The 12,196-nt window shown below is 72.0% G+C and carries 13 protein-coding genes; 8 read left to right on the forward strand and 5 right to left on the reverse strand.

What is annotated here, in order from left to right:
- Nucleotides 1-332: 332 nt before the first annotated feature.
- On the reverse strand, nucleotides 333-737 hold the full coding sequence (locus tag HCK04_RS10250) for a hypothetical protein (protein WP_142646931.1): 405 nt from the start codon (nucleotides 735-737) through the stop codon (nucleotides 333-335).
- 104 nt (nucleotides 738-841) lie between these two features.
- A complete protein-coding gene (locus HCK04_RS10255; RefSeq protein ID WP_142646932.1) occupies nucleotides 842-2,590 on the reverse strand; it encodes an ATP-dependent DNA helicase RecQ in 1,749 nt (582 codons plus the stop codon).
- Nucleotides 2,591-2,684: 94 nt separating this feature from the next.
- Between HCK04_RS10255 and HCK04_RS10260 the strand changes: the two genes are divergently transcribed.
- From HCK04_RS10260 to HCK04_RS10270, 3 genes are all read left to right on the forward strand, one after another.
- The gene (locus HCK04_RS10260; protein WP_142646933.1) at nucleotides 2,685-3,698 is read left to right on the forward strand and encodes an NADPH:quinone reductase; all 1,014 of its coding nucleotides are present in this window, start codon (nucleotides 2,685-2,687) and stop codon (nucleotides 3,696-3,698) included.
- A gap of 87 nt (nucleotides 3,699-3,785) precedes the next feature.
- Nucleotides 3,786-4,739 carry a Ppx/GppA phosphatase family protein gene (locus HCK04_RS10265; protein WP_142646934.1) on the forward strand — a complete coding sequence of 318 codons (954 nt, stop codon included), beginning with the start codon at nucleotides 3,786-3,788 and terminating at the stop codon, nucleotides 4,737-4,739.
- A gap of 126 nt (nucleotides 4,740-4,865) precedes the next feature.
- Entirely contained in the window at nucleotides 4,866-5,366 is a 501-nt protein-coding gene (locus HCK04_RS10270) for a hypothetical protein (RefSeq protein ID WP_142646935.1), read from the forward strand.
- Nucleotides 5,367-5,502: 136 nt separating this feature from the next.
- Here the strand turns inward: HCK04_RS10270 and HCK04_RS10275 are convergent, their stop codons facing one another.
- Nucleotides 5,503-5,643 (reverse strand): hypothetical protein, encoded by a 141-nt coding sequence (locus HCK04_RS10275; protein ID WP_168065798.1) that lies wholly within the window; start codon nucleotides 5,641-5,643, stop codon nucleotides 5,503-5,505.
- A gap of 130 nt (nucleotides 5,644-5,773) precedes the next feature.
- Between HCK04_RS10275 and HCK04_RS10280 the strand changes: the two genes are divergently transcribed.
- Together HCK04_RS10280 and HCK04_RS10285 are read left to right on the forward strand one after the other, a co-directional pair.
- On the forward strand, nucleotides 5,774-6,265 hold the full coding sequence (locus tag HCK04_RS10280; protein ID WP_142646936.1) for a metallophosphoesterase family protein: 492 nt from the start codon (nucleotides 5,774-5,776) through the stop codon (nucleotides 6,263-6,265).
- Between the two features lie 37 nt (nucleotides 6,266-6,302).
- Nucleotides 6,303-6,734: a DUF5709 domain-containing protein gene (locus tag HCK04_RS10285; RefSeq protein WP_142646937.1), complete on the forward strand. Its 432-nt coding sequence runs from the start codon at nucleotides 6,303-6,305 to the stop codon at nucleotides 6,732-6,734.
- A gap of 105 nt (nucleotides 6,735-6,839) precedes the next feature.
- Here the strand turns inward: HCK04_RS10285 and HCK04_RS10290 are convergent, their stop codons facing one another.
- Nucleotides 6,840-7,499 carry a dihydrofolate reductase family protein gene (locus HCK04_RS10290; RefSeq protein WP_142646938.1) on the reverse strand — a complete coding sequence of 220 codons (660 nt, stop codon included), beginning with the start codon at nucleotides 7,497-7,499 and terminating at the stop codon, nucleotides 6,840-6,842.
- Between the two features lie 416 nt (nucleotides 7,500-7,915).
- Here HCK04_RS10290 and HCK04_RS10295 point away from each other — a divergent pair, with 416 nt between their 5' ends.
- Together HCK04_RS10295 and HCK04_RS10300 are read left to right on the forward strand one after the other, a co-directional pair.
- Complete coding sequence (locus HCK04_RS10295; protein ID WP_142646939.1) at nucleotides 7,916-8,329, forward strand: PH domain-containing protein; 414 nt, start codon at nucleotides 7,916-7,918, stop codon at nucleotides 8,327-8,329.
- A gap of 73 nt (nucleotides 8,330-8,402) precedes the next feature.
- Complete coding sequence (locus HCK04_RS10300) at nucleotides 8,403-8,819, forward strand: DUF3592 domain-containing protein (RefSeq protein ID WP_168065800.1); 417 nt, start codon at nucleotides 8,403-8,405, stop codon at nucleotides 8,817-8,819.
- Between the two features lie 111 nt (nucleotides 8,820-8,930).
- Here HCK04_RS10300 and HCK04_RS10305 read toward each other — a convergent pair whose 3' ends face one another.
- Nucleotides 8,931-11,258: a glycoside hydrolase family 3 N-terminal domain-containing protein gene (locus HCK04_RS10305; RefSeq protein ID WP_142646941.1), complete on the reverse strand. Its 2,328-nt coding sequence runs from the start codon at nucleotides 11,256-11,258 to the stop codon at nucleotides 8,931-8,933.
- Nucleotides 11,259-11,450: 192 nt separating this feature from the next.
- Between HCK04_RS10305 and HCK04_RS10310 the strand changes: the two genes are divergently transcribed.
- Nucleotides 11,451-12,158, forward strand: a complete 708-nt coding sequence (locus HCK04_RS10310; RefSeq protein ID WP_142646942.1) for an MBL fold metallo-hydrolase — start codon at nucleotides 11,451-11,453, stop codon at nucleotides 12,156-12,158.
- Nucleotides 12,159-12,196 lie beyond the last annotated feature (38 nt).

Raw genomic sequence — 12,196 nt, forward strand, 5'->3', positions numbered from 1 at the left:
CCGCCCGGCGTGGACGTGCGGCGATCACGGCCCACGACGCGGCGGGAACCGCGCGACGTCGACCCGGTGGGCGGCTCGACGCATTTCCCGGTCCCACGCATTTTCACGGTGAGATCCTGCGGCGGTCGAGCCGTGCTGCTATATCTGCTAATATCCGGCCATATTTGGGAGCGGAGCGCCGGGCCATAGGGAATTCGCGCCGGAGGCCCCCCGTGGCTTCGAAGCGTGCCCGGTGAACGCGTACGGACCGGCGCGTGCTCAGCCGGTGTTGAGCCGCTCGTATGGACCGGCGTGCTCAGCGGACGTGGAGCCGCCCGTACGGACCGGCGTGCTCAGCCCGCGTTGAGCCGCTCGTACAGACCGGCACCCGCCAGCAGCAGGAGCGCGAGGGTGAGCAGCGCCTGCGACGCCAGCGGCACGCCCCTGGCGGGCGTCCCGCCGGCCGGGGCCTGCGCCGCGGGCTCGCGGCCCGGTGCGCTCTCCGGATGGTGAGCCAGGTAGCCCGTGGGGAACGAGGTCACGATCTCACGGCCGCATCCGGGGCAGGTCGTCCCGGACCAGGGTGGCGGGACGACGACCTCGTCCCGGGTCCATATCACGACGTCGACGCCCTGCTCGTCGCGCGTGCGGTGGACGACGTACTCCTCCTCCCAGACACGCAGGCAGCGCAGGCACTCGAACGGCCACGTCTCCCTGGCGCTGATCGCCTCGCGCACCGGTACCACCCCCGATCTCACGACCTCCGCCTTTGAGTCTCAACACAGGGTGAAACCACTGCAAGTGGTGATATGGACACGATGGGTAATGATTGCCCAGGCCGTTCGTGGCTTCTCCCGCTCCGTCAGACCACTTCGAGCAGCTCGCCGACCAGGCCGAGGGCCAGCGTCTTGTAGCCCACGGAGTCGAACAGCACCGTGATCCGGTCCTGCTCGCGGCTCATCACGATCCCGTGCCCCCACTCGGCGTGCCGGACGTCCGCGTGCATGGGGAACCGCCCGTCGCCGGTCTCCGGCGGGGTCGCCGTACCGGAGCGGCAGGTGTCGCAGTCGCCGCAGGACCGTTCGTACGGCTCGCCGAAATACTCCAGCAGGAAGCGGCGCCGGCAGCCGGTCGTCTCCGCGTAGCCGCGCATCATCTCCAGCCGGGAGTCCCCCATCCGGTGCCGGAGATCGTCGATCTCCACCGCGTGGGCGGCGGCCTCGTCCGGAGGCGGGCCGTCCGGGGTGTAGCGCAGGGCGCCACCGTGGGTCACCTCGACCGCGCCCGCCCGTTCGAGCAGGTTGACGTGCGAGGCCAGCCTGGCCGCCCCGACGCCGAGGAGCTCGCGCAGGTCGGCGGCGGCGACCTCCCCGCCGTGCTCGTGGACCAGCGTCGCGACGCGCCGCATCATGGCCTCGTCCGCGTGGCCCCCGGCGAAGAACCTGCGCAGCCCCAGGTCCTCGGGCCGGTAGAACAGCACGGCATCGGCCGGGTTGCCGTCCCGGCCCGCCCGGCCGATCTCCTGGTAGTACGCGTCGAGCGACTCCGGAGGCGCGGCGTGCAGCACGTAGCGCACGTCGGGCTTGTCGATGCCCATCCCGAAGGCCGAGGTCGCCACGACGGTGTCGAGGTCGTCGTCCTGGAACCGCTCGTGGATGCGGCGGCGTTCCTTCGCCTTCATCCCCGCGTGGTACGCCTCGGCCCGGCGGCCGCGCTCCCTCAGCAGGCCGGCGTACTCCTCGGCCTGGCGCCGCGTCGCCACGTAGAGCAGTCCCACGCCTTCGAGCCCGGCGGTGTGGTCGGCGAGGGCCCTGCGCTTGTCGTCGTCGCTCGTGAACCGGTGGACGTCGAGACGGAGGTTGGGCCGGTCGAACCCCCGCACGATCTGCTGCGCGCCGGTCAGGCCGAGGGACTCGACGATCTCCTCGCGCACGGTCGGCGCGGCCGTGGCGGTCATCGCGATCACCGGGGGATGGCCCAGACGCTCGATCACCTTGCCGAGCCGCAGATACTCGGGCCGGAAGTCGTGGCCCCAGGCGGACACGCAGTGCGCCTCGTCCACCGCGATCAGGGAGGGCCGGGCCTCGGCCAGCCGCTCGACCACCTCGGGCTTGGCGAGCTGCTCCGGGGACAGGAACACATATTCGGCGTCGCCCGCCGTGACCTGGTCGAGGCCCGCCTCGACCGAGCCGGCCGAGTTGACCGCCACCGCGCCCGCTGCGCCCGCCTTGAGCAGGCCCATGACCTGGTCGCGCTGCAGAGCGATGAGCGGCGAGACGATGACCGTCGGGCCGTCCAGGAGCAGGCCGGGCACCTGATAGACGGCCGACTTGCCGCCGCCGGTCGGCATCACCAGCAGCACGTCGCGCCCCGCGAGCAGGTGCTCCATCGCCTCCTGCTGGCCGGGGCGCAGCTGCTGCCAGCCGAACGCGTCCCTCGCGGTGGCCCGCAGCCGCCTGCCCCTGCGTCCGAAACGCCGGCCGAAGCGGCCTCCCGCCCAGCCGCCGGCCCAGCTTCCCGACCAGTCCCTCGACCAGCCGCCCGCCGTGCCGCCGAGCCGGTCACCGGCCCTTCCGCCGGACAGGCCGCCGTACCTCTGCCTGACGCTCATGCCGCCGCACCCCCTCGCCCGATCGGGCTGCAACTACCCGAGCGGAAAGGGCCGAACCGGAATAGCCGTACGGACCCGGCCGCTGAGAGCGGTTATGAGAGCGATCGTGTATTCCGAGACCGGGGACAGCGACGTCCTGCGCCTGACCGAACGGCCGGTGCCCGAGCCGGGGCCCGGAGAGGTACGCGTACGGGTGGTGCGTTCGGGCGTCAACCCGACCGACTGGAAGTCGCGGCGCGGCACGCTGAGCCATCCGGAGGCCGTGCCCAACCAGGACGGCGCCGGGATCGTGGACGTCACCGGGCCGGGAGTGACGGGGGTGGCCCCGGGAGATCGCGTGTGGGTGTGGGAGGCCGCCTGGGGGCGTCCGGACGGCACCGCACAGGAGTATGTCGTGCTGCCCGAGCGGCAGGTCGTGCCGCTGCCGGACGGAGCCTCCCTCGACCTCGGTGCGAGCCTCGGCATCCCCGCGCTGACCGCGCATCGCTGCCTGACCGTGGCGGACGGCGGACCGGACCGCCTCGCCCCCGGAGCGCTCGACGGCAGGACCGTCCTCGTCGCGGGCGGGGCCGGGGCCGTGGGCAACGCCGCGATCCAGCTCGCCCGCTGGGCCGGGGCGACCGTGGTGACCACTGTCAGCGGGCCGGAGAAGGCGGCGCTGGCCCGGGCCGCGGGGGCGCATCACGTGGTCGACTACCGCGTCGGCGATCCGGCGGCGGAGATCCGCCGCGTCGCCCCGGGCGGCGCCGACATCGTGGTGGAGGTCGCGCCCGCGCCCAACGCCGCCCTCGACGCGGCGGTCACCGCTCCCGGTGGGGTCGTCGCGGTGTACGCGAACAACGGCGGAGACGCGGTCACGTTGTCGGTGCGCGACCTGTTCACCCGCAACATCCGCTATCAGTTCGTGCTGGTCTACACGGTCCCCGAGGCGGTCAAGGACGCGGCCGTTGCCGACGTGCGCGCGGCGGTCGAGGCGGGCGCGCTACGGGTGGGCGAGGAGGCCGGGCTGCCCCTGCACCACTTCCCGCTGGAGCGTACGGCCGACGCCCACGACGCGGTCGAGTCGGGCGCGGTCGGCAAGGTGCTGGTCGACGTCGCCCCGGAGTGAGCCTCGTGGTGAAACCCGGGCGAGCTCGGCGAATCCGGATGCCGGGAGGGGCGATGGATCTTCCCGTACGGGCGGTAGCGTCGGGGCATGCGACTAGGAGTGCTGGACGTGGGTTCCAACACGGTGCACCTGCTGGTGATGGACGCGCATCAGGGGGCCCGTCCGCTGCCCGCGTTCTCCCACAAGGACGAGCTGCGGCTCGCCGAGCATCTCGTCGGCGGCGACCGGCTCAGCGACGAGGGCGCGGCGCGGCTCGGGGCCTTCGTACGCGAAGCGGTCCGCATCGCCGAGGACAAGGGAGTGGAGGACCTGGTCGCCTTCGCCACCTCGGCGGTCCGCGACGCGGTCAACGGCGAGGACGTGCTGGCCCAGATCAAGGCGGACACCCGGGTGGACATCCAGGTCCTGTCGGGGGACGACGAGGCCAGGCTCACGTTCCTGGCCGTCCGCCGCTGGTTCGGGTGGTCCTCCGGGCGGCTGCTGGTGACCGACATCGGGGGCGGGTCGCTGGAGATCGCGTCCGGCATCGACGAGGAGCCCGACGTCGCGGTCTCCCTTCCGCTCGGCGCGGGGCGGCTCACCCGCGACTGGTTCACCGCCGACCCGCCCGATCCGGAGGAGCTCCGCGCGCTGCGGCGGCACGTACGCGCCGAGATCGCGCGGACGGTCGGGGCGGTCGCCAAGTACGGCAGGCCCGACCACGCGGTCGCCACGTCCAAGACCTTCCGCCAGCTCGCGCGTATCGCGGGGGCCGCGTCGTCCGGCGAGGGCACGTACGTCAAGCGGACGCTGACGCACGACGACCTGGTCGAGTGGACGGGCAGGCTGGCCACGATGCCGGCCGCCCGCCGGGCGGAGCTTCCCGGGGTGTCCGCCGGGCGGGCCGCGCAGCTTCTCGCCGGCGCGGTCGTCGCGGACGCCGCGATGGACCTGTTCGAACTGCCGGTGCTGGAGATCTGCCCGTGGGCGCTGCGGGAGGGTGTGATCCTGCGCAGGCTCGACGGCCTTCCCATGGGTCGGCCCTCGGTGGCCGATCAGTAAGGTATGAGGGTCATCCAAACAGGGCAAGGCACCAACAACCGGCAATTTTCGTTCCTCTACGTGGCGGGTGATCTTCCGCCGGCCACCGGAGTGCCGTAATCGGGGTCGACCTCTGGAGGAATCTCAATGGTGGAGCTGCTGGGAGCCGTGGTCTCCCTGGCGGCGGTGGCGGTGCTGGTGCTCGGAGCCGTGCTGGTGATCGCGATCGCGACCCTCATATGGCTGGGTGCGATGGCGATGACCACCGGGCGCGAGTCCTACGGGCGGGCGATCCCCGGCCTGGAGGGCACGGGCCCGGGCGAGCGCGCGTGGAACCCCCGGCCCGAGGCCGGGGCGACCGGCGCGTCCGCCGACGGATCCGGCAAAGCACCCGCGCTCGGATCCGGCAGAGCGCCTGTGCTCGGGTCGGGCGGAGCGCCTGCGGTCGGGTCGGGCGGAGCGCCTGTGCTCGAGTCCGGCCAGGCATCCGCGGCCGGGCCCGGCCAAGGAGCTGTGGCCGGATCCGGTCAAGCGCCTGTGGCCGGATCCGGAAAGGCGCCCGTCGGCGCGTCCGGCAACGGACACGTGAACGGGCGGGCCACGGGCCGGAAGGTCCATACCGTCGCCGCCTCCGTGCGTCGCGCATAGCGAGGCCCACGCCGGCGTCCGCGTCCCCGTCAGGTCCTCCCTGGCGGGGACGCCGTCGTGTCCAAGGCTTCTCCGCGGGACTCTCCGGCGGGGACGCCGTCGTCCGGGGTGCCTCGCGGCCGGGCCGGGGCGGCCGTCAGCGGCCCTCCCTGCCCTGCCCGGACAGCGTCTTGACCAGCTCGGTGAGGTGGGCGACCTGAGCCTCCAGCCCGCGTACGCGCGCCTCGAGCTCGAACAGGGTGGGGGCCTGGTAGCCGTCGGCGATCTGCCTGCTCATCGTTCCTCCCGAGCGGGACCGGCCGGGGAGACCGGTGTAGGGGTGCAGGGCATGGGGGTCGTGCTGATCCTGAATCCCTATTCCCCGAATATGCGATTTGGCACCTCTTCTTCACGGGCAAGATGGAACGGTGAAGGTCGTCGTGCTCGCGGACACCCACGCTCCCCGGCGCTGGAAGTCCTGCCCGCCCGCGGTCGCCGCGCACCTGCGGGGAGCCGACCTGATCCTGCACGCCGGTGACGTCTGTACCGCGGACGTCCTGGTGGAGCTGTCCGCGTACGCTCCGGTCCACGCGGTGCTCGGCAACAACGACGGCCCGGACGTCGCGGCCTGGGGCGCCCCCGAGACGCTCGGCCTCGACCTCGGCGGGCTCCGGGTGGCGATGATCCACGACAGCGGGCAGGCCGCCGGGCGGACCGCGCGGATGCGGCGCCGCTTCCCCGAGGCCGACCTGGTCGTCTTCGGCCACTCGCACATCCCCATGGACCTCACCGGCGACGGGGTGCGGGTGTTCAACCCCGGCTCGCCCACCGACCGCCGCCGCCAGCCGTACGGCACCATCGGAATCCTCGACGTCGATGGCGGCGTGCTGCGGCGGGCCGAGATCGTGCCCGTCACCTGACCTGCCTAAGGGCCGTACGGCGGGGCAGGGGACCGGTATGAGAGAGAACAGACCACAGCCCGACCCGCGTTCGCGGTTCGAGGATGAAGGCATTCCGGACCTGCAGGAGGGCACGCCCGGGCAGCAGTGGGCCGAGGACCCGCAGGAGATGCCGCTGCCCGGCGACAGGCCCCTGGGCCTCGACGAGTACGGCACCACGCCCAGCGAGATGCGCGAGGGCGAGCCCCTGGACTTGCGCCTGTCCCGCGAGGTGCCCGATGTGGACGTCCCGTCCGGCACGGAGCCGGGCACGGGCGATCCGGACGGCTACGCGACCGCCGACCCCGCCCAGCCCGTCCGCCTCGTCGATCCGGACGGCGGCATGGGCGTGGACACGGAGAAGGACATGATCGCCGAGGATGTGGGGCCGGACCTCGGCGGCTACTCGCCGGAGGAGCAGGCGGTGCGCGTGGAGGACGAGACCCCCTAGGACGACCCTCTTTGATCACACCTGACCCGCCGGGGCCCCGCTGTACGGCGGAGCCCCTTCGCTCCGGCCGGCCGTCAACGTCCCGAAGGCGGTCGGACGCCGGTGTCAGCCGAGGACCGTCGCCGAGCGGCCCTCGTCCACGGTGTACGCACCCGCGGAGATCGCGCCGAGACTCGCAGGGGTGAGCGTCAGCGAGACGACGCCGCCGGGCAGTACGCGAGAGTTCTCGTCCACGGTCGTGAACGTCGCGGGCGTCGATCCGTCCGGGAACAGGCGCTTCCCCGCCCCGACGACGACTGGGTACTGGAGCAGCCGGTAGAGGTCGACGAGTCCCGCCTGATGCAGCGTCTGCACCAGCTTCCAGCTTCCGTGAACCTGGAGTTCCCTTCCGGGAAGCTCCTTGAGCCGGCGTACCTCGTCGACCAGTTCACCGCGCAGGACGGTCGCCGGGCTCCAGTCGGCTTCCTCGTCGGTCAGCGTCGAGCTGACGACATACTTCGGCAGCGTGTTGAGCTTGATGGCGATCAGATTGTTCGGTTCGGTGACCTTCGGCCAATACCCACCGAGCAGATTGAAGCTCGTGCGGCCGAAGAGGAAGGCGTCGGCCTCACGGAACCAGCTCTCGACAACCTCGTTGGTGTGCGCCGAGGCGTGCGGAACGAGCCACCCGCCGCGGTCGAAGCCGTCGGAGCGGTCCTCGTCCGGGGCTCCCGGCCCTTGCATGACGCCGTCGAGGCTGATGAAGGTGTTGACGCTGAGCAGCACGATTCTTCCCCCGGAAATCGGGTGGCGGACAGCCGGCCAGGGCTGACCGGCACGCAGACGCTAGCTTCCCGGCCCGGGGCGGGTCTTGTACGGAAACGACATCGAGGCTTGGCCGCCCTCCCGCAGTTCGCGCGCGGTGCGCCCTATGCAGCGACGTAGCGAACGTGCGAGGTGGGCCTGGCGAAACAGCCGAGCCCCCCGAAGAAAGCGCCGATCGTGGCCGTCGCGCAGCATCGTGGCCGCGGCGTTCGCGCGGTCGATCCGCATCACGGCGGTCTGCGAGAGTCCGGTGGATCGAGGGCCTTTCGGGGATCGACCGGGCCCACGGCGCGTGCGGCCGGCGGCCGGGCCGCCGCGCGGCGCAGGCGGCCGGGAAAGGAGCCGCGAGAGGTCCTCGCATTCGTTACGCTGCCCCGATGGCGGGAGTTGAGGAGCCGCGGCACGAATGGCGGGTGCCGCGCGGGATCGTTGCGCTGAAGGGCACCGGCATGGTGCTGTGCGGTGTGCTGGCGCTCGTCGGCGACGGCGCGCAGCTCTTCCTCGCGGGCGTCGCGACCCTGGGTTTCGGCCTGCTGACCGGCCGGGACCTGGTCGCGCCGGTACGGCTCGCGGCGGGGGAGGACGGGCTGGTCGTCACCGGGCTGTCCGGGCGGGAACGCATCTCCTGGAACGACGTGGACCGCATCCGGGTGGACTCCCACCGCCGTTACGGCCTGACGTTCGAGCTGCTGGAGATCGACGCCGGCGAGCAGATCCACCTGTTCAGCCGGTTCGACCTCGGAGAGCCGGTCGTCGACGTGGCCGAGACGCTCATGCGGATGCGCCCCTGACCCGTCCCGTACGATCATCGCGGTTCGGGAACGATGCAAGCGGATCGCAAGCGCCGGGCCCTAAGGTCCGATCGTGTCACAAACCGCTCTCACCACATTGATCCTCGCGGGCCTCGGGCTCGTCTTCGGCCTCATCGGCGGCGCCATCACCAGGAACGCGCGGGAGTTCCGCCGCCGGGCGCAGCGCGCCAGCGGCCTGGTCGTCGGGCTGCGGGCGAGCAGGGCCACCGACGGCACCGTCTACTACCCGGCCATCCGGTTCACGACGATCTACGGCCAGCAGGTCGAGGCCGAGACCTCCTTCGGGAGCAACCCGCCGCCCGCGCGGCCGGGCCAGGAGGTCACGGTGCTGTACGACCCGGCCAGGCCGACGCGGATCCGCATCGACAGCGCGGCGGGGAACGGCATGCTCCTCGGCGGCATCTTCCTCGCGGTGGGCATCGTGTTGTTCACCGCGGGGGCGGGGGTTGCGCTGACCCAGACGATCTGAGCCAGACGATCTGAGCCAGCGCTTCGAGCACGGACGCTTTCGAGCACGGACGCTCTGAACCGGCGCGCTACGAGCCCGCAGGCTCGGTCCCCGCCCCCCGCGGCGCGTGGATCATCCGGTCGCGCAGGCCGTCCCGTTCAGGGTGAAGGCGGCGGGGGCGGGGTTGGAGCCGCTGTAGGTCCCCTGGAAGCCGAAGTTCGCCGTGCCGCCGTTCGCGCCGATGGTTCCGTTCCAGTCGGCGTTCGTCGCGGTGACCTGCTGGCCCGACTGCGTGATCGTCGAGTTCCAGGAGTTGGTGATCCTCTGGTTGCCGGCGTACGTCCACTGGAGCCGCCAGCCGTTGACCGGGCTCGACGACCTGTTGGTGATCGTCACGTCCGCGGTGAACCCGCTGCCCCAGTCGTTCGGCTTGTACGTCACCACGCAGCCGCCCGCCGATGCCGACGGGCTGGCGCTGGGCGACGGGCTGGGCGACCGTGACGGCGACGGAGACGGGGACGGGGACGGGGACGGCGAGGCCGACGGCGACGGAGACGGCGACGGAGACGGCGAAGGTGAGGGGGAAGGCGACGGGGAGGGAGACGGCGACGGGCTGGCGCCCGTGTAGGTCAGCCCGAAGCCATACTCGAACAGCCCCTGCTTGCCGTCACCGACGTTGATCGGCTCCTGGTCGGCGCTGCGCGGCCACGTCATCGGCAGCTTCCCGGTCGGGGCGTAGTCGCCGAACAGCACGTCGGTCACGCCACGTCCCTCGGTGCCCGGCAGCCAGGCCGCGACCAGGGCGTTCCACTGGTCGAGCTGGCCTGCGATGTCCATCGGCCGCCCGGAGACGAGCACCACGACCAGCGGCACGCCGGACGCCTTGAGCCGCTGCAGCGTGGCCAGATCGGTCGAGTCCAGGCCCATCGAGCCCGTGCGGTCGCCCTGGCCCTCGGCGTACGGCGTCTCGCCGACGACGGCGATCGCCGCGCGGTAGGAGGAGTCGATGCCGCTGCCGTCGCGGTTGTAGGTGATCTGGGTGCCGGAGCCGACGGCGTCGCGGATGCCCTGCAGGATCGTGGTGCCGGTGGTGATGTTGCCTGACGAGCCCTGCCAGCTGATCGTCCAGCCGCCGCTCTGGTTGCCGATGTCGTCGGCGCTCTTGCCCGCCACGAAGATCTTGCCGCCGCTCTTGCTCAGCGGCAGCACGTTGCCCGCGTTCTTGAGCAGCACCAGCGACTCGCGTACGGCCTCGCGGGCCAGGGCGCGGTGCGCCGAGCTGCCGATCGTGGAGGTGTAGGAGCGGTCGGTCAGCGGCTTCTCGAACAGCCCGAGCTCGAACTTCTTGGTCAGGATGCGGCGGTTGGCGTCGTCGATCCGCGACATCGGGATCCGGCCCGCCTGCACCTCCTGCCTCAGCAGGGAGATGAACCTCTTGTAGTCGGTCGGCACCATCACCATGTCGATGCCCGCGTTGACCGCCGTGGTGATCTCGTTCGCGGTGAAGCCGGACTGCCCGTCGAGCTGGTCGATGCCCGCCCAGTCGGAGACCACGAAGCCCGTGAAGCCCAGCTCGCCCTTCAGCACGTCGGTGATCAGGTATCTGTTGCCGTGCATCCGCACGCCGTTCCAGGAGCTGTAGGACACCATCACCGAGCCCACCCCGCGCTCCACGGCGGCCTTGAACGGCGGCAGGTGGATGGCCCGCAGGTCGGCCTCGCTCAGCTCGGTGTTGCCCTGGTCCCGGCCGCCCGTGGTGCCGCCGTCGCCCACGTAGTGCTTGGCGGTGGCGAGGATGGAGGCGTTCCCGGCGTTCTGGAAGCCGTCCACGATCGTCGTCATCTGCGTGACGAGCTGCGGGTCCTCGCTGAAGGACTCGTACGTACGGCCCCAGCGGTCGTTGCGGGCCACGCACAGGCAGGGCGCGAAGGTCCAGTCGATGCCGGTGCCGGACACCTCCTCGGCCGTCGCCCGCCCGATCCGCTCCACCAGGCCGGGGTCGCGGGTCGCGCCGAGCCCGATGTTGTGCGGGAAGATCGTCGCGCCGGCCACGTTGTTGTGCCCGTGCACGGCGTCGATGCCGTAGATCATCGGAATGCCGAGCGGGGTCGACAGCGCCTGCCGCTGGAAGTTGTCGTACATGTCGGCCCACGACGACGGGGTGTTCGAGGAGGGAGCCGAGCCGCCGCCGGACAGGATCGAGCCCAGCCGGTACGCCGCCACGTCGGAGATCGTCGTCAGGGCCGACCGGTCGGCCTGGGTCATCTGCCCGACCTTGTCGTCGAGCGACATCCGCGACAGCAGGTCGTCCACCCGCGTCGCCACCGGAAGGCTCGGATCCTGGTAGGGGGCGTTCGCCGCCCGCGCGGCCTCGCGACCGCCGACGAAGACGGCGCCGAGCGCCACGGCGAGCAGCGCCACGAGCGCGGGAATCCAGACGGGTGTCAGCCGGGATGTCATCACGTCCTCCTTGTGGTCCCGCTGACGGTAGGAATCGCCGGGAATTCGGGTCAATCGACGTGACTTCCGGACACTCGCCACCAGCCGCGGGCGAGGAAAGTTTCACGTTCCACGCCGGGCTTGCGCCTTCAGCGGATCCGCTGCCGGCGAAGATCGCGCCGGTGGTCCGCGGGGCGGCCGTAGCGTCGTCCCATGGATCTGGTCGAACTGCTCCCCAGCCTGTACTTCCTGCGGTTTCCCGTGGGGCACGTCTACCTGTGGCGCGACCCCGACGGGCTGACCCTGATCGACTCCGGGGTTCCCGGCTCCGCGCCGCTCATCGCGGACGCCGTCCGTACGCTCGGGCACGCGCCGTCCGACGTACGGCGCCTGGTGCTGACGCACTTCCACGAGGACCACACCGGCTCGGCGGCCGACATCGCCGCCTGGGGCGACGTCACCGTGTGCGCCCACCGCGACGACGCGCCGTTCGTCCGGGGCGAGGCGGCCGGACCCGCGCCGATCCTGTCCGGCTGGGAGCAGGAGTTGTGGGACCACGTGCACGCGGACATGCCGCACGTGCCCGCACCGCCCGTGCGCGTCGACCGCGAACTGGACGACGGCGACACGCTCGGCTTCGGCGGTGGCGCGCGCGTGCTCGCCGTGCCCGGTCACACTCCGGGCAGCCTCGCGCTGCACCTGCCGGAGCAGGGAGTGCTGTTCACCGGCGACACCATCGCCCGCGCCCCCGACGGCCAGGTCATCCTCGGTGTGTTCAACGCCGACCCGCCCGCCGCCGTCGCCTCGCTCGTACGGCAGGCGGCCCTCGACGTCGAGATCGCCTGCTTCGGCCACGGCGAGCCCGTCACCAAGGGCGCGTCCCGGCTCATCGCGGACACCGCGGCCCGCCTCACCGGCTGACGCCGTACGGCCGCCCCTCCGCGCGGAAGATCACAGGC

The sequence above is a fragment of the Microbispora sp. CL1-1 genome (assembly GCF_012034195.1).
Classification (GTDB): Bacteria; Actinomycetota; Actinomycetes; order Streptosporangiales; family Streptosporangiaceae; genus Microbispora.